This is a genomic window from Nonlabens agnitus, assembly GCF_002994045.1.
In the GTDB taxonomy this organism is placed as follows: Bacteria; Bacteroidota; Bacteroidia; order Flavobacteriales; family Flavobacteriaceae; genus Nonlabens; species Nonlabens agnitus.
This window is the reverse complement of the sequence record NZ_MQUC01000003.1, coordinates 1,869,640-1,889,165: the sequence shown is the minus strand read 5'-3', so window position 1 is coordinate 1,889,165 and position 19,526 is coordinate 1,869,640. Positions and strand designations below refer to the sequence as shown.

Annotated in this window: 21 protein-coding genes; 6 read left to right on the top strand and 15 right to left on the bottom strand. The window is 40.2% G+C overall.

The features are described from left to right. Window positions 1–18: 18 nt before the first annotated feature. From BST86_RS08750 to BST86_RS08730, 5 genes are all read right to left on the bottom strand, one after another. Window positions 19–336 carry a rhodanese-like domain-containing protein gene (locus BST86_RS08750; protein WP_105982935.1) on the bottom strand — a complete coding sequence of 106 codons (318 nt, stop codon included), beginning with the start codon at window positions 334–336 and terminating at the stop codon, window positions 19–21. Next, complete coding sequence (locus BST86_RS08745; RefSeq protein ID WP_105982934.1) at window positions 333–1,733, bottom strand: MBL fold metallo-hydrolase; 1,401 nt, start codon at window positions 1,731–1,733, stop codon at window positions 333–335. The genes BST86_RS08750 and BST86_RS08745 overlap by 4 nt, the downstream gene beginning before the upstream one ends. Window positions 1,734–1,802: 69 nt before the next feature. Further along, complete coding sequence (locus tag BST86_RS08740) at window positions 1,803–2,519, bottom strand: thioredoxin family protein (protein ID WP_105982933.1); 717 nt, start codon at window positions 2,517–2,519, stop codon at window positions 1,803–1,805. After that, window positions 2,516–2,992, bottom strand: a complete 477-nt coding sequence (locus BST86_RS08735) for a TlpA disulfide reductase family protein (protein ID WP_105982932.1) — start codon at window positions 2,990–2,992, stop codon at window positions 2,516–2,518. Before BST86_RS08735 ends, BST86_RS08740 begins: the two co-directional genes overlap by 4 nt. Before the next feature lie 103 nt (window positions 2,993–3,095). Further along, complete coding sequence (locus BST86_RS08730; RefSeq protein WP_105982931.1) at window positions 3,096–3,587, bottom strand: YkgJ family cysteine cluster protein; 492 nt, start codon at window positions 3,585–3,587, stop codon at window positions 3,096–3,098. Between the two features lie 98 nt (window positions 3,588–3,685). Between BST86_RS08730 and BST86_RS08725 the strand changes: the two genes are divergently transcribed. Then, window positions 3,686–4,459 (top strand): hypothetical protein, encoded by a 774-nt coding sequence (locus BST86_RS08725; RefSeq protein ID WP_105982930.1) that lies wholly within the window; start codon window positions 3,686–3,688, stop codon window positions 4,457–4,459. A gap of 4 nt (window positions 4,460–4,463) precedes the next feature. On the opposite strand, the gene BST86_RS08720 is transcribed toward BST86_RS08725, so the two are convergent. The 3 genes from BST86_RS08720 to ffh all read right to left on the bottom strand — a co-directional run bounded on the left by BST86_RS08720 (window position 4,464) and on the right by ffh (window position 7,286). Continuing rightward, window positions 4,464–4,943: a hypothetical protein gene (locus BST86_RS08720; RefSeq protein ID WP_105982929.1), complete on the bottom strand. Its 480-nt coding sequence runs from the start codon at window positions 4,941–4,943 to the stop codon at window positions 4,464–4,466. 97 nt (window positions 4,944–5,040) lie between these two features. Continuing rightward, window positions 5,041–5,931 carry a bifunctional 5,10-methylenetetrahydrofolate dehydrogenase/5,10-methenyltetrahydrofolate cyclohydrolase gene (locus BST86_RS08715; RefSeq protein ID WP_105982928.1) on the bottom strand — a complete coding sequence of 297 codons (891 nt, stop codon included), beginning with the start codon at window positions 5,929–5,931 and terminating at the stop codon, window positions 5,041–5,043. 26 nt (window positions 5,932–5,957) lie between these two features. Next, the gene (ffh, locus tag BST86_RS08710) at window positions 5,958–7,286 is read right to left on the bottom strand and encodes a signal recognition particle protein (RefSeq protein ID WP_055413464.1); all 1,329 of its coding nucleotides are present in this window, start codon (window positions 7,284–7,286) and stop codon (window positions 5,958–5,960) included. Window positions 7,287–7,623: 337 nt separating this feature from the next. Here ffh and BST86_RS08705 point away from each other — a divergent pair, with 337 nt between their 5' ends. Both BST86_RS08705 and BST86_RS08700 read left to right on the top strand, forming a co-directional pair. Beyond that, a complete protein-coding gene (locus BST86_RS08705) occupies window positions 7,624–8,388 on the top strand; it encodes a bacteriorhodopsin-like (protein WP_105982927.1) in 765 nt (254 codons plus the stop codon). A gap of 150 nt (window positions 8,389–8,538) precedes the next feature. Continuing rightward, a complete protein-coding gene (locus BST86_RS08700) occupies window positions 8,539–8,916 on the top strand; it encodes a PH domain-containing protein (RefSeq protein ID WP_105982926.1) in 378 nt (125 codons plus the stop codon). Between the two features lie 191 nt (window positions 8,917–9,107). Here BST86_RS08700 and BST86_RS08695 read toward each other — a convergent pair whose 3' ends face one another. The 5 genes from BST86_RS08695 to BST86_RS08675 all read right to left on the bottom strand — a co-directional run bounded on the left by BST86_RS08695 (window position 9,108) and on the right by BST86_RS08675 (window position 14,087). Next, complete coding sequence (locus BST86_RS08695; protein ID WP_055413461.1) at window positions 9,108–9,539, bottom strand: FKBP-type peptidyl-prolyl cis-trans isomerase; 432 nt, start codon at window positions 9,537–9,539, stop codon at window positions 9,108–9,110. Window positions 9,540–9,925: 386 nt separating this feature from the next. Further along, window positions 9,926–10,624, bottom strand: a complete 699-nt coding sequence (locus BST86_RS08690) for a hypothetical protein (protein WP_105982925.1) — start codon at window positions 10,622–10,624, stop codon at window positions 9,926–9,928. A gap of 500 nt (window positions 10,625–11,124) precedes the next feature. Next, window positions 11,125–12,114, bottom strand: coding sequence for a hypothetical protein (locus tag BST86_RS08685; RefSeq protein ID WP_105982924.1), 990 nt, complete (start codon window positions 12,112–12,114; stop codon window positions 11,125–11,127). A 218-nt stretch (window positions 12,115–12,332) separates the two neighbouring features. Beyond that, on the bottom strand, window positions 12,333–13,151 hold the full coding sequence (locus BST86_RS08680; RefSeq protein WP_172443338.1) for a hypothetical protein: 819 nt from the start codon (window positions 13,149–13,151) through the stop codon (window positions 12,333–12,335). 402 nt (window positions 13,152–13,553) lie between these two features. After that, a complete protein-coding gene (locus BST86_RS08675) occupies window positions 13,554–14,087 on the bottom strand; it encodes a Riean_0653 family protein (protein WP_146126740.1) in 534 nt (177 codons plus the stop codon). A gap of 390 nt (window positions 14,088–14,477) precedes the next feature. On the opposite strand from BST86_RS08675, the gene BST86_RS08670 reads away from it, so the two are divergent. Together BST86_RS08670 and BST86_RS08665 are read left to right on the top strand one after the other, a co-directional pair. Beyond that, complete coding sequence (locus BST86_RS08670) at window positions 14,478–15,443, top strand: IS110 family RNA-guided transposase (protein ID WP_105981876.1); 966 nt, start codon at window positions 14,478–14,480, stop codon at window positions 15,441–15,443. Window positions 15,444–15,691: 248 nt separating this feature from the next. Continuing rightward, a complete protein-coding gene (locus tag BST86_RS08665) occupies window positions 15,692–16,657 on the top strand; it encodes an IS110 family RNA-guided transposase (RefSeq protein ID WP_105981876.1) in 966 nt (321 codons plus the stop codon). A 127-nt stretch (window positions 16,658–16,784) separates the two neighbouring features. On the opposite strand, the gene BST86_RS08660 is transcribed toward BST86_RS08665, so the two are convergent. Together BST86_RS08660 and BST86_RS08650 are read right to left on the bottom strand one after the other, a co-directional pair. Beyond that, window positions 16,785–17,480: a hypothetical protein gene (locus BST86_RS08660; protein WP_146126739.1), complete on the bottom strand. Its 696-nt coding sequence runs from the start codon at window positions 17,478–17,480 to the stop codon at window positions 16,785–16,787. 396 nt (window positions 17,481–17,876) lie between these two features. Further along, entirely contained in the window at window positions 17,877–18,197 is a 321-nt protein-coding gene (locus BST86_RS08650; protein WP_172443337.1) for a carboxypeptidase-like regulatory domain-containing protein, read from the bottom strand. 349 nt (window positions 18,198–18,546) lie between these two features. Here BST86_RS08650 and BST86_RS08645 point away from each other — a divergent pair, with 349 nt between their 5' ends. Next, complete coding sequence (locus tag BST86_RS08645) at window positions 18,547–19,512, top strand: IS110 family RNA-guided transposase (protein ID WP_105981876.1); 966 nt, start codon at window positions 18,547–18,549, stop codon at window positions 19,510–19,512. The last annotated feature ends 14 nt before the right edge of the window (window positions 19,513–19,526 follow it).

Genomic DNA, 19,526 nt, shown 5'->3' with positions numbered 1-19,526 from the left:
TAATGGGAATCGGTATGTTTATTCAGGAATAACGGTATCACCATCCCAATTGCTGTAACCACCAGTTAAATTGTAGAGGTTATCAAGTCCTGCCTGCTTCATGATCTGGCAAGCCTGTACACTACGACTGCCTGCTCTACAGTAAACGTAATAATTTTTAGAGGCGTCCATTTCTTGGATTCCGTTCATAAATTCTTGTGGCTGGTATAAGTCCAGTTGCTGGGCTCCAGGAATGATTCCTTCTGCTACTTCTTCATCGGTACGAACGTCTAAGATGACTTTGTTGTCATCTTTTTCAGTCAACTCTTTCCACTCTTGATTGCTTAGATTTTTCATAATGCTTGGGTTTCTACGGGTGCACCCGCAATGTTTTTGATGGCTCCATAACCACCTTCTACGTTAATCATGTTTTTAAGTCCTTGAGACTGTGCCATACTCGCATATATCACAGATCTATATCCGCCAGCACAGTGAACATGGTAAGTGGTATCTGCTTTCAGTTTTTTGATATTATCGTGCGCCTCGTCTAAGGTATACAAAGGGACATTTTTCAAGTGGGATTTTTGATATTCCACAGGTTTTCTTACATCAAGAACTTGTTGTACCTGACCTTGCTCTAGTTTTCTAACAAAGTCAGCTGCCGAGATATTTTCAATAGTCTCCACTTTAAATCCAGCTTCTCGCCAGGCCTCAAAACCTCCTTGCAAAAATCCGTTTACGTTATCATAGCCTACTCTGGCCAGTCTGGTAACCGCTTCTTCTTCACGTCCATCTGGCGCTACTAGAACTATTTTTTGATCAATATCCTGAATCAATGAACCTACCCATGGTGCAAACTGTCCATCAAGTCCTATAAACCACGATCCTTCAATGTGACCTGCGGTAAATTCTTGCGGGCTTCTAACATCGAGGACTAAATAAGCCTCATCTTCTGCTAGGCTTTTAAAGGCTTTGGGTTTGATGGCCGTTAATCCACGTCTCAGCACCTCGTCGATGCTAGAGTTGACACCACGATTCATCTGGACGTTCATAGGGAAATAGGCTGGTGGTGGCGCAATACCTTGGGTGACCTCTTTAACAAAGTCTTCTTTACTCAAATCTGCTGCAAGAGCATAGTTGGTAGCTTTTTGATTGCCTAAAGAATCGCTAGTCTCGCTGCTCATATTTTTACCACAAGCACTACCAGCACCATGAGCTGGATATACAATAACATGATCTGGCAATGGCATGATGACATTGCGCAATGAATCATATAATAATCTTGCAAGGTCTTCCTTGGTCAAATCAGATTTTACGGCAAGATCTGGTCTTCCCACATCACCTATAAACAAGGTATCTCCGGTAAAAAGCGCTTTGGCTTTGCCAGTATTATCTTTTAATAAGTAGCAGGAAGATTCCATCGTGTGACCAGGTGTATGTAGCAAGGTAATACTGACGTTTCCAATGGAGAAAGATTGATGGTGTCTCGCTTTCGCGAAAGCGTAACTCGTCTCAGCATTGGGACCTATAACAATCGTGGCACCTGTTTTTTGAGCAAGGTCTACATGACCGCTCACAAAATCTGCATGAAAATGGGTTAAAAAAATATATTTAATAGTGGCATTATCCTCGCTCGCGCGATCAATGTATTGCTGTACTTCCCTTAAAGGATCAATTACCGCAGCCTCGTTTCCCGAAGAAATATAATAGGTTCCCTGCGCCAGACATTTTGTATAATATTGCTCTAATACCATGTCAACTGTTTATGCAAAAATACGCATAATCTTGTGGGTTGAGAGGAAATGGAGAAGAAGCCTAGCCCTCTACTTTTTGATGGAACAACCTATCGCCACGGTAGTTTTAGGCTCAATCTCTCTGTTGTTAAGCAGTGCATCCAGGGCATCTCTCAAAAAGTGGTTTTTAACCGCGCTGGCATCTTTATGGTTATCATCGATGGCACCTATATAACGTACCACGTTTTTGTCACTTTCTTTTTTCAACAGGAATACATGAGGTGTTTTAGTCGCGCCGTATTGCGGATAGATGTCTTGCTTTTCATCAAATAAATAAGGAAACGTAAATCCCTTTTCTCTCGCACGTTTTTTCATGTTCTCAAAGCTATCCTCTGGATATAACTCTGGATTATTGGGATTGATAGCGATCACTGGATAACCCTTCTTTTTGTATTCTTTATCAATGGCGATAATCCTATCTTCATAGGCTTTGCTATATGGGCAGTGATTACAGGTAAAAATGACGATAAAACCTTGCGCTTTTGGGTAATCACTCAATGATTTATAGGTACCATCGATATTTTTCAATTTAAAGTCGGTTGCTACATCACCTATTTGATAGCCTGCTAGTTCCTCAACTTGATCGATTTCATAATTGGGATCTTCATCGACAACTTCGGTATCGCGGTCCTTCTCAGGATTGTCGGCGTATAATTGATCTGATGACGTGTAATCCATCACACCAAAAAGGATCGCCGCCGATAGTGCAATCAAGCATACAACAGTTAATATTTTGAGCGTTTTCATAGAAATTTATTGACTTCTTCTTCCAACTCTGTAGCAGTGAAAGAAGTGTTATAGAACATTTTTTTTGAGCCTTTTTGAATCAATGTCGCTGGAATGGCTCCATCCCAATGCTGATCTACCATAGGAATCCATTCTGCCGCATAGGGATCGTCCAACAATTTGACGGTTGCGGTAATGTTGTTTTCTTGTAGAAAGGGATTGACCAATTCCTCCACATTTTCAACATCGTCAAGACTGATTAAAATCACCTCGACCTTTTCATTGTCATCAATGGCAACAAAGGCTGGCAATTCTTCCACACAAGGTAGACACCAGGTTGCCCAAAAATTGATCACTTGAACTTTATCAGTTGCCGGTTGATCGATCAACTGAGTAAGGTAGTCTCTTTGGACTACTTCAGTAATGCTTGGCTCCCTAGTTGTACAGGAAACTGCTGCGATCGCTATCAATAATAAAAGGGTTATTTTTTTCACGTGCGGAAGATAATTCAACAGTGTAATTTGATATTGATATTTAACTAACCTTAGCTATATCGTGACAAATATTGTAGGAATTTAATAGGTAAAATATTACAAATCAGGATTTAATCAATTCCTTCATGCGCTCTACCACCTGAAAGGCAGCAGGGCAGATAAAAGTATTGGCAATGGTGAGCGATGCGATCTGTGTAAGCTTCCTGCGATCTGTATGTGGATACTCACTACAGGCTTTAGGACGAACTTCATAAATCCCACAATAATTATCAGCGCCTAAAAAGGGACAAGGAACCGTTTGTAACACATAATCCTGATCCTCGTCAATGCGCAAATAGGTATCGATAAAGGCTGCTGGCTTCATTTTGAAGTGTTTTGCAATCCGGTTGATGTCATTTTGCGTAAATAATGGTCCAGTGGTTTTGCAACAGTTGGCGCAAGTAAGGCAATCTATTTCTTCAAAGGCTTCATCGTGAAGTTCTTGAGTAATGGAATCCAGATTCTTAGGCGCTTTGCGCTTCAATTTCTTAAAAAAGGCGACATTCTCTTTTTTGCGTTGTGCAGCTAATGATGGAAGATCTTCTGGTGAAATCATGCAGGGCTCAAGGCCATTTCTTAAAGTTATGGCAATTTAAAAAGAAGCTTTTGGCTTTTAGGTGTGATCCACCTAATTTGTAACTATAATACTTAAAAATGAAAAAATTAATAACGCTTTTATTCGCCATCAGTCTAATGGGTTGCTCCAGCGATGATGGTAATAATCATGTGGATAACGGTAACAACGCAGGCAATGGAAATGCTAACCTAAGGGCTACCGGTGCCAGTGCAGAAGAGCTACTAAGATCTGCAGAATATGATCAACTTGAGATTGAGGTGATCTATATCAACGGTGCAAGACCAGAAACGGAAACGCTAGTGAACCTAAGAACGTTTTTGCAAGAGCGACTTAATAAACCTGATGGTATTACCATCATTGAACGCAACATTACAGACAGCACTGGAGAGAACTACACTATAGAAGAAATTGACGATCTGGAACAAGCGAACAGAACGAGTTTTACTAGAGATAATACTATCGCCGTGAGCATCATTGTGGCAGATAAACCTAATGAAAGAGATGAAGGTAATTCTGTGGTTTTGGGAACCGCGTATCGCAACACATCGCTGGTCATCTATCAAAGTACCATCGAGCGTTTTAGCGGTGGTTTGAATCAGCCATCACGAGTGAATCTGGAAACCACGGTTTACAACCATGAGTTTACCCATCTTATGGGCTTAGTCAATCTAGGTACACCTTTACAAAGCCAGCATGAAGATGCCGATAACGAGAATCATTGCGATGTACAGGGTTGTTTGATGTTTTTTGAAATTAACGGTGGTAATGTTCTAAACATGATGAACATGAGCAGCATACCACAACTCGATGCACAATGTCTGGCAGATTTGCGTGCGAATGGCGGCAGGTAAGCTTCTAGATTTCTTGTACGATTCTCAGGTAGGTGACAGGGCCAATACAGCTGGCATTTGGTGGGCAATCAGGTTCAAGAGTTAATTCTTGACCTGATTCATTTAAAGTGTAGAAATAAACTGGATCTCCAGAATTGGTTCGTTCAAGATTTTCCCTTGTAGTATAACCACCATCGGTACTTATCTCAAATACCTCCAGATAAAGCTCGAGTTTGTTGCCATTGATGGCAACCCATCGACCTTCTTCATACTTCTGGAAACCCAGAACCTCTTGGGTGCCGAGATCGATTCCCGTAACGCTGTAGATGTAGGTACCATCAGCCCTAAAATTGAAAAACTCCTTTCGTTCAATATCACCATCGGTGGTGACATGTTCCCAAGTGCCCACAAGGTCTTGATTAAAAACAGAATCTTCGTCGCACTGGAAAGCCGTGGTTAATAGTACCAGGCCCAATAGAATGGAGTAAACACGAACAGCTTTCATAGATTGGTTTCTCTATAGATGATCCATTCCTCAAAAGGTTGCGTAGGGCAAGATGATATTTTTAGTTCGCTTTCGCGAAAGCGAACTCAACAAACCACTATTTTTTTGCAGCTTCTCTATGTCTTTCTCTAGCTAAAAGCGTGTTTTTCAACAACATGGCGATAGTCATAGGACCAACACCGCCAGGAACTGGAGTGATGTGACTGGCTTTTTTGGAAACGTTTTCATAGTCCACATCTCCCGTGATGTAATAACCGCGCTCGCGGGTTTCATCTGGAACGCGTGTGATTCCCACATCGATGATAACGGCGCCGTCTTTGACCATTTCGGCTTTAAGGAAACCTGGAACTCCCAAAGCAGTGATGATGATATCTGCCTGAGAGGTGATCTGAGTAATATTTTTAGTGTGACTGTGCGTTAGGGTCACGGTAGAATTACCTGGGAACCCTTTTCTACCCATCAAGATACTCATGGGACGACCCACGATATGGGAACGCCCTATAACTACGGTATGTTTCCCTTTTGTAGAAACCTCGTAACGCTCCAGCAATTCCAGAATACCAAAAGGCGTTGCGGGAATAAAGGTGCTCATATCCAGCGCCATGCGGCCAAAGTTGGTAGGATGGAATCCATCCACATCCTTATCTGGGTCTACGGCCATCAAGACTTTTTGGGTATCGATTTGCTTGGGTAATGGCAACTGGACGATAAAGCCGTCGATGTCTGGATTGTTGTTCAGTTTATGGATCTCACGCAGTAATTCCGTTTCACTAGTGGTGTTGGGCATGCGTACCATGGTACTTTCAAAACCTACACGCTCACAAGCGCGAACTTTTGAACCTACATAAGTCAAACTCGCACCATCGTTTCCAACAATTACCGCGGCCAGGTGTGGTACCTTCTCACCATTGTTCTTCATTTCCTGGACGATCTCTGTGATCTCGTCCTTTATATCATTTGAAGTTTTTTTACCGTCAAGAATAATCATTGGATCTTTTTTAAAATTTACTGGAATTACCTCATTTTACTCATGGCCTGCATCATCGCCTTGCCTTTGCCGCCTTGCATCATCTTCATCATTTTACTCATCTGGTCAAATTGTTTTAACAGCTGATTGACCTCTGTTACTGACGTACCACTACCGGCAGCAATGCGTTTTTTACGGGAGCCGTTGATGACTTGTGGCTGTGTTCTTTCCTGCACGGTCATGGAATGGATAATGGCTTCAATACCTTTAAAGGCATCATCGTCAATATCCACATCTTTCAACATTTTACCAGCGCCAGGAATCATTCCCATGAGATCCTTCATGTTTCCCATTTTCTTGATCTGCTGGATCTGGTTCAAGAAATCATCAAACCCGAATTGATTTTTAGCAATCTTCTTACTCAGCTTGCGGGCTTCCTCTTCATCAAACTGCTCTTGGGCACGCTCTACCAGTGATACGACATCACCCATTCCCAGAATACGATCTGCCATACGTTCTGGATAGAACACATCGATCGCTTCCATTTTCTCACCAGTACCAATAAACTTGATAGGCTTGTCCACGACAGACTTGATCGACAAGGCCGCACCACCGCGAGTATCACCATCAAGCTTAGTTAAGACGACACCATCAAAATTTAGGCGCTCGTTAAAGGCCTTGGCCGTATTGACCGCATCCTGACCCGTCATGGAATCTACTACAAATAAGGTCTCGTGTGGTTTGACCGCAGCATGAACGTCTGCAATCTCAGTCATCATTTGCTCATCAATGGCAAGTCGACCAGCGGTATCTATAATCACCGCATTAAATCCGTTTTGCTTGGCATAGGCGATCGCGGCTTGAGAGATCTTTACAGGATCTTTCTCATCACGATTGGAAAATACTTCAACACCTATTTGTTCACCTACAACGTGCAGCTGGTCGATCGCCGCAGGACGATAGATATCGCAGGCAACCAACAAAGGTTTTTTACTCTTTTTGGTTTTAAGGAAGTTAGCCAGTTTACCAGAAAAGGTCGTTTTACCAGAACCTTGTAGACCAGACATCAAGATGATGCTAGGGTTACCAGAAAGATTGATGCCCTCTACAGAGCCGCCCATTAGTTCTGTTAACTCGTCCTTGACAATTTTAGTAAGCAGCTGTCCCGGTTTGAGGGTTGTGAGAACGCCTTGACCTAGTGCCTTTTGCTTTGCCGTTGCGGTAAATTCTTTGGCAATTTTATAATTGACATCGGCATCTACGAGTGCGCGACGTATTTCTTTTAGTGTATCTGCAACGTTGACTTCTGTGATGCTACCGTGTCCCTTAAGGACGTGCATCGCTTTGTCCAGCTTATCCGTTAAATTATCAAACATATTCTATACTCGTTTTTGAAGATAGCAAAGATAGAATTTCGTTGCATGGCGTTCAAGGTTTTACAATGTTAATCTACTAGATATGGCAATGGGTGTGTTCGCTTTCGCGAAAGCGAGATCTTGCTTCAAGAAAATAATCTGCTATATCATAGAACAGATATGGTTGTTTATGGTATTTGTAGGAAAACAGGGTGTAAGTTTAGATTATCGTGATTTATACAGTATCTTAATCCTGAATAATTAATAATTTCTAAAAAATTATCTTTTTTCAACAAAACGGCGTTAGCTTTAATTGCTAACGACGACATTAACCAAATAACAACAAAACTATTATTTTATGAAATCTTTACTTTTAAGTTTGGACGTAGCGCAAATGGCTACCGACGATTATGTTGGTTTTACCTTTTTTGTAGGTAGTATGGCCATGATGGCCGCCAGCGCATTCTTCTTTTTGTCATTGAGTAATTTCAATACTAAATGGAGAACATCTGTGTTAGTTTCTGGTTTGATAACCTTTATTGCAGCAGTGCATTACTTCTACATGAGAGATTATTATTCCTCATTTGACGAGTCTCCAACGTTTTTTAGATACGTTGACTGGGTATTGACCGTGCCACTTATGTGTGTGGAGTTTTATCTTATTTTAAAGGTAGCTGGTGCAAAAGTAGGCTTGATGTGGAAGTTGATTTTCCTATCTGTAGTCATGCTGGTAACAGGATACTTTGGCGAGGTTGTAGCTTTAGGAAACCCGACAGCGCAATGGGTTTGGGGATTGATCTCAGGTATCGCATACTTTGTGATCGTTTACATCATCTGGTTTGGTGAGGCTAAGAAACTTGCCGTATCTGCAGGTGGGTCCGTCTTAAAAGCGCACAAAATACTTTGTTGGTTCGTTCTTGTTGGATGGGCGATCTATCCACTAGGATACATTTTAGGAACTGAAGGTGGTTTATTCGGTCTACAGTTAGTAGAAGATCCTAAGGCGGCTCAAGAGTCTATGGATGTGGTGTACAACATAGGAGATGCCATTAACAAAATCGGTTTTGGTCTAGTAATTTATGCTCTGGCAACGAGCTCTATGAAGGAGAAAGAAACCGCATAAGTTTTTTAAATACTAATAAACGAGCCACTTTCCTTTTGGGAAGTGGCTTTTTTAATTTATGAATCGGACGACATTCTTTAACACCATTATACCATGCTTGCTGCTAACTATTTCTATTTTTATTACAAATCAATAACTAGGTAATAGCACATGAGTTTTATAGATAAAATGTTAGGTAATGCAGGAGAAGTTACTGCAGAAGAATTGTTGAAAGAATATGGACATCTCCTTATTGAAGGCGAAACTATTGAAATGGGATTTGTCCTTTTTAGAGATGTATTCCTGTTTACCACAAAGCGCTTGATCTTGATTGACAAACAAGGGCTCACGGGAAAAAAAATGGACATGAAGTCCATGCCTTACAAAAGCATCTCAAGATTCTCACTGGAGACTGCTGGGACCTTTGACCGTGATGCAGAACTTAAAATCTGGATCTCAAGCGAGAACTTGCCCAGTGTAAGTAAGAAATTCTCAAAGGCAGTAGATGTTTATAAGGTACAAAGACTGCTGGCGACGAAGACATGCTAGAATAAGATCTAGCCATCCATACTACCACATAGGTGATTTCAGTTCAATCCTGAAGTTTTAGATTTTGATATCAGATAATCTTTTCATCACGAGTATTGATAAAACCGTGCTGATTGAGGACCAAAGAAAAATCCCTTCTGTAGTTTATACAGAAGGGATTTTTTATTCAAATCTCAATTGAGATCCAACTTCTAGTTGATACCGACAACTTCTAGTTCAAATACTAGGTCTTGTCCGGCAAGTGGGTGATTGGCATCTACAATGATAAAATCATCCTTCACATCTGCAACGCGCAATTGACGCTCAGACCCATCTGGATTTTTTGCCATCAATCCCATTCCTACTTCTGGTTTGATTTCTTCTGGCAGTTGATTGCGTTCAACTTTATGGAACAATTCTTTTTGAACATCACCGTAGGCTTCAGCCATAGGGATTTCAATTGTTTTTTTCTCATTCACTTTCATTCCAGTCAGTCCTTTTTCAAAACCTGGAATCAATTGGTTCTGGCCCAATTTTGCTTCTAAAGGTTCTCTATTTTCTGATGTATCAAAAACACGACCGTCATTTTTCAATTTACCCGTGTAATGAACTTTTACCGTATCGTTTGCTTGTACTTGACTCATAATAATTCACTTTTTTGTGTGAGTGGTAAAGGTGAAAAATGCAATGGCCAAACCCAAACTAATCCCATGATAACCAGCTGGATTAAGAAAGACTTAACAGCTTAACACGCTGTTTGTTAAATGACAGCGTGATTGGGAACCAAATTTTGTTCAAATGGAGTAATTGTTTACTTGTACTTGAATGTTTGACTGCTTTGAATTGACGGTGTAAGGCGATTTTCTCAAATGGTGACTCATGTGGTACATATGGCATTGCTATGTATGAAAAGAGGAATGCGTGCTGGATGGGTTTTAATTGCTCTTCTTATCAAAGCGAAAATCCGAGAGGATTTTCGTAAGTAGGCTAGAACTAGCAATAAATTATATACGGTGTTGCCAGTAGTTTTTTATTCATCAGTTCCTATATATTGTAATTCGTTTTCTGTCTTTGAAAGTTGAAAATGAAAGTGAATAGTTCCATCTTCCATAGGTTCTTTTATATAGTATTCTCGATTAAGATAATTCTCCGTTTCAAAATTCAATTTTTCAAAAGTTTCATAGTCCGCTGAAGGGAAATTATTTTTAAAATCTACAATCTTTAAAAACCCTTTGGATTCTCTTATTTCCTTTTCAATTCTCGATTTGTCAGAATCCGAGATTTGAATTTTTAGAGTGTGTGTGTAGTCCATAAATCCGCCACTTTCATTATTCAGGATTTTAAAATCGTCTTTCAATTCAATATTATGTTGCGCTAATAATTTTCGTGCATCATTTTTGGTAAAAGTCCAGTCACTTATCCAAGGTGACATACATAATAAGATGAAACCCAAAGTCAAAAAAGTTGAGACATATTTTCCGATTTTCGGTCTTTTAAATACTCTAAAAGTCCAATAAGTCAGAAATATGATTTGAAATGCCAAAATAAATGGCCAAATAAAAATCACAAGAAATTCCAATTCTGCTAAAATTGTCCAAGCAATAATTATGAACAAAATAATTCCAGTTATAATTCCAGTTCGTTTATTTCCTTCTTTAAATGGAAGCCAAATACTAAGGACTGTTAATCCTAATAAAATTAAACTCGATATGAGGTTGAAGTGGTTCATTTAAATTACTGGCAACGGCAAAGGTATAATGCGTGTGAGGCGTTCCCTCACCTTTGGCTGTTACCTTGCCATATATTGGTTTTGATGGATGAATATAGTTAATGTTGTTGAATAGAAGCCTCGCGTGGAGCATCCTGCATCCGACGAGCACAGCGAGAGGAATGCGTGCCTTATTCGCTTCATGCTATGTTCGTGCCAGTTGGTGGAGGAAGCTTGGCCTTGCCAAGTATACACTTACCTATTGATCAAGGCGTTTCACACCTTTGCCGTTTATGTCTCCGACGAGCGAGGTAGGAGCGAGAGGAAGACACATGAGTAAATTGGGAGCCTGCCGGCAGGCAGGTCTTGAAATTTTGAAGCTCTTCAGGCTGATTAGTAGTTTTTACCCCTACTCACATTCGAATTGATTGGTGCTCAAGCCTTAAAATCAAAATTTCATAGCGGAGAGCTACGGCCGCAGGCAATTGGCCTGAACGGTCTCGGCTATGCGCAGTGGCGGTTTAAGACCACATGCGTTTCAGTTTTGACCAAATTTTTGATTTAACTTCTGACTTTCCTTCTTCCACTTCATCCGCCATTGCCGTATAGCCAATGTTGGCAGTAGTATTTTCTTTTCCAGTTATTCCTTTTCCATTAAAGTTGAACTCTACATCCTGTTGAATAGTCTTTATCCCTTTCATTTTCCAACTTTTACTGTAGAAGATACCAGAAACTGGGACATTCGTTCTTAGTTTGTATAGGTTTGACTCATTATCAAAATTGATAAATGTCCATTGGTTTAGAAGTCTACCAACAGCAGCAGATGAATATCCTTTTGCATTGAACAAACAGAAGTTGTCAGATGTAACAATTTCTTCCAAAGGTTCAAAACCAAATACTTCACCTGGAGAAATAATCTCAAAAGTCTCATATTTTTTTGTGTCAGTATTATAGTTTAATATTCTTTGAACTCTGTCGGTTCTGGGTGAAACCATTAATCTAATTGTAACGGAGTCAATCCAGTATGAATGGTTAATTTCATTTGGTTTATATGGTATCTCAATTTCTGTCGATTCGTTACTGCTACAATCGAAAAGAAAGATTTTTGTGTAACCTGAGATTAAGACTGTTTCTGTATTAGGAGCAAATTGATTACTCATTAAAGCTCCTTTTATATTTAATTCTTCTTTAGTTAAATTTTCGGTGTCTATGACAATAAGAGAAGGGTTGTCAAGAATAGGACAAGTCGGAATTAAACAGTATCTGCCACTATTGGAGAAAGGTTCGTAATTATTCGGTAAAGTCGCTAAAAAGTTTTTGGTCAATAGCTGGCTTGAAATGTTCTTTACGTTCTTATAGATTGATAAGTCACTTGCCCATAGACCCATTCTTATTTCATCTTCTTCTGAAAATTTGAGTTCAAATCCTTTTCCATTAGAGTATAAAACAGGTTTTGGTTTTGAAAACTTCTGTTCAACATAACCAATGATATTTATTCCGTCTTTCTTCATTTCATATTACTGCCAACGGTCGTGGCTATAAGTAGTGCGGGCGCAAACACGCACTTTCCTTTCGGTTGAGCACAGAGCCAAAACCTTGTTTTCTGGTTTTTTATCTTAATATTTCAAAAAGCCAAAACAAGGTTTTGGCGGTCGTTGCAAAATAGCTATTTCTTTTCGGTTAAGCACCTAATCCCGCATTACTTATAGCCGTTGTTGTGCATAGTATTTTACACGAAATGCTCAATCAATCGAAAAATTATCAGTTCCAAATATTCATCTATTGAATACTTATTTGGTCTGAATTCGTTGAAACCCTCAAAATTACTTTTTCTTTCAATTTTTGCTTTATGATAGAGTTTCGTATTCTTAAATTTCTCAAATTGTTTTTCTTTAAGTTTTTTAAACCGTCTGTGATTTAAGTCAAACTCTTTTAAAATAAGACCATTTTTAAAATCAAAAATTAAGTAGCTTTTGTTATGTATATCTGTCCAGCCGTTTTTAGTTACTTCGACCATTTTCCCATATGGTATAACCTGAATATTTGAATGTTCTTGCATTAATATTTTATCTGAGTTTGGGAAGTAGTCTTTAAATACAGATTTGTCAGCAAGTTCAGGAACATAATTTTCTCCATATTTGACATGTTTTTCAATCAAGATTTCAACGTCTGTTAGATAAAGCGCATTATCAATAATAGAATATGTGTAAATGAAAATCCCATAATTTGCTGTTGTTTCTAATGCATCTTTTGGCGGTTCAAAGTTATTTTTCTCAAAATAGTCATATGCTGGACTAATACCACTCCATTCGTATTCTTTACCGCCATAGATGAGTTTATCTGGGATTTGTGGTGTCGTGTTAGCGAATGCCTTAAATCCAAATGCCAGAATTATGATTAAAAAACTGTATTTCATAATATTATGCACAACGGCAAAGGTATAATGCGTGTGAGGCGTTCCCTCACGTTTGGCTGTTACCTTGCCATTGATTGGTTTTGTGTGATGAAGATAGTTAATGTTGTTGAATAGAAGCCTCGCGTGGAGCATTTGGAACGCCTTATGCGCTTTATGCTATGTTCGTGCCAGTTGGTGGAGGAAGCGTAGCCTTGCTAGGTATAAACTTACCTATTGATCAAGGCGTTTCACACCTTTGCCGTTCAGGCCAATTGAGTAGATTGGGAGTCTTGAAATTTTGAAGCGCTTCAGGTTGATTAGCGGTTTTAGCCATATTCACATTCGAATTGATTGGTGCTCAAGCCTTAAAATTAAAATTTCATAGCGGAGAGCTACGGCCGTAGGCAATTGGCCTGAACGGTCTCGGCTATGAGTAGTTGCGTGGGTTAGCACTTAATTTTTCAAGTACACACCAAACTGAAAATCCGCTAGGATTTTCAGAAGTAGGCGAGGACAAGCAATTACGTATAGCCATTGTTGGCAAATCGTTTTTTATTAATATTTTAAATCAAATTCTCCTTCTCTTATTTCAATAACTTCTCCATCTTCATTTACTGCATCAAACTCAAAACGACCACCTAAAATATAATTATCAATGTCGTGATATAAAATTTCTAAAGTTCCAAAATATATGTCATTCGTTTTGAAAACAGAATTGGCGGTATCAATATTGTATTCTCCTTGATTTGGTTCATTACCAAGATTATAAATATTTCCGACCATTGAAGTCGTTGTGCTAACGTCAGTAACTTCTATTGTTACAAATTGGTCTATGAAATCAGGTGATTGACCTCTATTCCTAAACGAAAGGTACATACGATTTAAATCATCATAGTCAGCTATACTGAACCAAACGGATCTAGCACCTGGACTTGTTACTACAGATGGTTTTAATAGGTTACCGTTAACCTCACATTTCACGCCTCCTCGTCCGTCAAATACATAGTTTTTATCGTCTAAATCGACAGACGCTGTATCGCAAGCAATGAATGTCAATATTGATAAAATCAGAATCAATTTATTTTTCATAATTCTATTTATTTGTAGATGAGATTCCATTTATAAGGTTGCGTCAAAATGTTTGCCAACGGTCTCGTATAACCGTAAGTTACGGGATTAAAGTTAATGATTTTCGGTTAAAAACTGACGTTAGCAATTCCGGGTGGATTCGGACGTAGTCGAATCCGCCGTAATTGCGGTTATACATCTTAATCTTGTATTCTCTTTATTTTTAAAATCAAACAGAAAGAACAAAAGGGAAGGTTAAGGTACAGATATACATTGAAGCATTGGACTTCGTCAACATTGATTACCACTTCCCTTTTTCTACAGTACTACGTTCAGTTCTATGAGACTTGAGATCTCGTTTTTAAGTTGTTGTAATGTCTGTAGAATCGTCCTTTCATAAAACTATTTATTATGGATAAATATACAGAAGTCTTTGGAGTAGACATCAGCAAGGACCACTTTGATGTCTTTAGTGAGCGTTATGGACATGAACGTTTCAGTAACAACGATGATGGGTTCCATAGGTTTCTGGAGGGTCTGTACGATACGGACCTGGTGGTCATGGAGGCAACGGGATATTACCACGTTTTGTTACTTGAGTTCCTGAATGGTTTTGGAGTACCGTCATCCCTTCTCAATCCTCTGTCGGTAAAGCGTTTTATCCAGATGAGATTGAAGCGTGTAAAGACGGACAAGAGCGATGCAGAGATGATACGCAGCTATGGCCTACAGGAAAAGGTCGCCATTTATCAGAATAAGAGTGTGGAATCCAAAGCAATGCTTCAGACCTGTAGTATGCTGGAGGTGTACCTGAAGCAGCGTACGATGCTGAAGAATAAGCTACACGGTGAGAAGACCCTTGGTGAGCCATCCGAGGTATTGGTCAAGAGCCTACAGTGCAGCATTACGCATATGGATCAACAGATACAAGTGCTGGAAAACGAATTGGCAGATCTGGTCAAGATGCTCTACGGCAATCAAAAGGCCCATCTGTGCAGCATCCCTGGAATAGGAGACCGCACGGCTATCTATCTTTTGGCACTGACCGATGGCTTTTCCCGTTTTCAAACGGCCTCACAGCTCATCAGCTATGCCGGGATGAGTCCGGTGATACGTGAATCGGGCAGTAGCGTGAGAGGTCGCAGCAGGATCAGCAAGATGGGCAACAGGAGGCTGCGCAATTTGATGTTCATGTGCGCCTTTAACGCCTGTAAGCACAATCCAGGATGCAAGGCAATGTATGAGCGCATCACGGCAAAGGGCAAGAGCAAGAAACTGGCTTTGATAGCTGTTGGGAACAAACTGCTCAGACAGGCCTTTGCGATAGGTAAGAGTGGCCTGCCTTTCGATCCGGCATACGTGAGTCGAGTAGCCTAAAAGGTCTCACTTTAGAGAGAAATACATATCCAAAGGGTCATCAAATCTTTGGAAGGGAAACTTATGGGCTAATTTAAATTAGGAAATAGCTTGTTTTTTACCTCAGTTCTTTGAAGCATTGGACTTCGTCAACATTGATTACCACTTCCCTTTTTCTACAGTACTACGTTCAGTTCTATGAGACTTGAGATCTCGTTTTTAAGTTGTTGTAATGTCTGTAGAATCGTCCTTTCATAAAACTATTTATTATGGATAAATATACAGAAGTCTTTGGAGTAGACATCAGCAAGGACCACTTTGATGTCTTTAGTGAGCGTTATGGACATGAACGTTTCAGTAACAACGATGATGGGTTCCATAGGTTTCTGGAGGGTCTGTACGATACGGACCTGGTGGTCATGGAGGCAACGGGATATTACCACGTTTTGTTACTTGAGTTCCTGAATGGTTTTGGAGTACCGTCATCCCTTCTCAATCCTCTGTCGGTAAAGCGTTTTATCCAGATGAGATTGAAGCGTGTAAAGACGGACAAGAGCGATGCAGAGATGATACGCAGCTATGGCCTACAGGAAAAGGTCGCCATTTATCAGAATAAGAGTGTGGAATCCAAAGCAATGCTTCAGACCTGTAGTATGCTGGAGGTGTACCTGAAGCAGCGTACGATGCTGAAGAATAAGCTACACGGTGAGAAGACCCTTGGTGAGCCATCCGAGGTATTGGTCAAGAGCCTACAGTGCAGCATTACGCATATGGATCAACAGATACAAGTGCTGGAAAACGAATTGGCAGATCTGGTCAAGATGCTCTACGGCAATCAAAAGGCCCATCTGTGCAGCATCCCTGGAATAGGAGACCGCACGGCTATCTATCTTTTGGCACTGACCGATGGCTTTTCCCGTTTTCAAACGGCCTCACAGCTCATCAGCTATGCCGGGATGAGTCCGGTGATACGTGAATCGGGCAGTAGCGTGAGAGGTCGCAGCAGGATCAGCAAGATGGGCAACAGGAGGCTGCGCAATTTGATGTTCATGTGCGCCTTTAACGCCTGTAAGCACAATCCAGGATGCAAGGCAATGTATGAGCGCATCACGGCAAAGGGCAAGAGCAAGAAACTGGCTTTGATAGCTGTTGGGAACAAACTGCTCAGACAGGCCTTTGCGATAGGTAAGAGTGGCCTGCCTTTCGATCCGGCATACGTGAGTCGAGTAGCCTAAAAGGTCTCACTTTAGAGAGAAATACATATCCAAAGGGTCATCAAATCTTTGGAAGGGAAACTTATGGGCTAATTTAAATTAGGAAATAGCTTGTTTTTTACCTCAGTTCTTTGTTGTACAACGTACTTTATTTTTCATTATCAATAAGCCAAGGTTGCTCAAATTCCGTTGTTTTTATTAATTCCTTTTTTAATTTTTCTCGGTCTAATTCAAATTCAGAATATTCTGCTCGTTCATAGAGTAGATTATAAGCCGATTGATTAAGTCCGTATTTTTTTAATATGTAAAAATTCAATTCCGCTTTTTTAGAATTCAGATTGTCAATGTCAAACTCAATTTGCAAAAGGTCAACTAATGTGTCGTTTACAGACTGATTTTCATAATTAAGCTGTTTCTTGTCCGATTTCATAGAGTTGAATTCTCGGATAATTTCATAAACGATTGAGTCGTTTTTCTCCGCTTTTCTGCGATTCCAAAATTCAGCGTAATATTTTGTTTGTCTTTCTGGTTTGTTATAGGTCAATTCTAAACTGTCTATTAAATTCTCGAAATTCCGTTTTATGTAAATTCCTTGAATTAAAAATTCGTTATCGCTTTTAAAAATCAGATTTTCGAGTTTTTCGTAACCAAATTTTTTAAATGATTCGTGAACCATTTTTAGATTTTCAGGTTTTCTAATCCACGAGTTTTTTGTCCAGTCTCCATTTCTCAAATCAAAAAACGAAGTTTGGTTTTCTGCGTAAAATTCCAATTCAGATTTCTTGTCGTTTTTACAAGACAGAAATAAGAAAGTCAGAAGTAAAATTGTTAGCAGTTTTTTCATTTCGGGTATGTTGTACAACGGTTTGCATATGGCTTGTGGCGGTTTCGAAGCACTTTCCTGTCCACCGAAACCAAAGTTGGCTACGGAGCGAAAGCCTTGCTGGCAGCCGTTCACCCGCCATAAGCTATATGCGTTGTTGCCACCAGTGCTTTTTTAATTTTCTTGTCAGTCGGTAGATTATATATACAATTCCAAGTATGTTTATTACATGCCATGCATTCAGTCCGATATAAGTGATTTTTTCTGTGGTTGTCATGCTCGCTAAACTCCAATATTCACCTTCACTTTCGGTGTAGAAGTCGTCATAGTTCATGAGCAATAGTCCGAGTAGGATGTAAACTGTCAAGTCGATAATGACTATTCCAATTCCGAGCATAATATGTTTCCACGAAATGGTCATTCTATTTTTTGAAGCTTTATCGTTTCGTGTTGGGCATTGTCGATTTCTAATGTTTTTGACTCGTATCCTTCTTTACTAACAATAATGGTCATTGGAGGACAACCAAAAATTCCACCTGAAATGCTCATTATTTCAAAGTTGCCTTTATCGTCTGTGTCTGCTTGGTCATTTTCCTTATTTTCCTTCTGGACATGCGCGTTCTGAATTGGTTGCTCAGTCTGTTCGTCTATGACTGTCCCTGTTACATTTTGTACGCAATCACACGAGGTAAAAGTCGCGAGTGTCGCAAGGGTCAGTATTATTGTTAATGTTCTCATTTTTCGCATTGGTGGCAACGGTGAAGTATAACCGTCAGTTACGGGTTAATATGCGTTAATTTTCGGTTTAGCACAGACGTTAGCAATTCCGAGTGGATTCGGACGTAGTCGAATCCGCCGTAATTGCGGTTATACATCTTAATCTTGTATTCTCTTTATTTTTAAAATCAAACAGAAAGAACAAAAGGGAAGGTTAAGGTACAGATATACATTGAAGCATTGGACTTCGTCAACATTGATTACCACTTCCCTTTTTCTACAGTACTACGTTCAGTTCTATGAGACTTGAGATCTCGTTTTTAAGTTGTTGTAATGTCTGTAGAATCGTCCTTTCATAAAACTATTTATTATGGATAAATATACAGAAGTCTTTGGAGTAGACATCAGCAAGGACCACTTTGATGTCTTTAGTGAGCGTTATGGACATGAACGTTTCAGTAACAACGATGATGGGTTCCATAGGTTTCTGGAGGGTCTGTACGATACGGACCTGGTGGTCATGGAGGCAACGGGATATTACCACGTTTTGTTACTTGAGTTCCTGAATGGTTTTGGAGTACCGTCATCCCTTCTCAATCCTCTGTCGGTAAAGCGTTTTATCCAGATGAGATTGAAGCGTGTAAAGACGGACAAGAGCGATGCAGAGATGATACGCAGCTATGGCCTACAGGAAAAGGTCGCCATTTATCAGAATAAGAGTGTGGAATCCAAAGCAATGCTTCAGACCTGTAGTATGCTGGAGGTGTACCTGAAGCAGCGTACGATGCTGAAGAATAAGCTACACGGTGAGAAGACCCTTGGTGAGCCATCCGAGGTATTGGTCAAGAGCCTACAGTGCAGCATTACGCATATGGATCAACAGATACAAGTGCTGGAAAACGAATTGGCAGATCTGGTCAAGATGCTCTACGGCAATCAAAAGGCCCATCTGTGCAGCATCCCTGGAATAGGAGACCGCACGGCTATCTATCTTTTGGCACTGACCGATGGCTTTTCCCGTTTTCAAACGGCCTCACAGCTCATCAGCTATGCCGGGATGAGTCCGGTGATACGTGAATCGGGCAGTAGCGTGAGAGGTCGCAGCAGGATCAGCAAGATGGGCAACAGGAGGCTGCGCAATTTGATGTTCATGTGCGCCTTTAACGCCTGTAAGCACAATCCAGGATGCAAGGCAATGTATGAGCGCATCACGGCAAAGGGCAAGAGCAAGAAACTGGCTTTGATAGCTGTTGGGAACAAACTGCTCAGACAGGCCTTTGCGATAGGTAAGAGTGGCCTGCCTTTCGATCCGGCATACGTGAGTCGAGTAGCCTAAAAGGTCTCACTTTA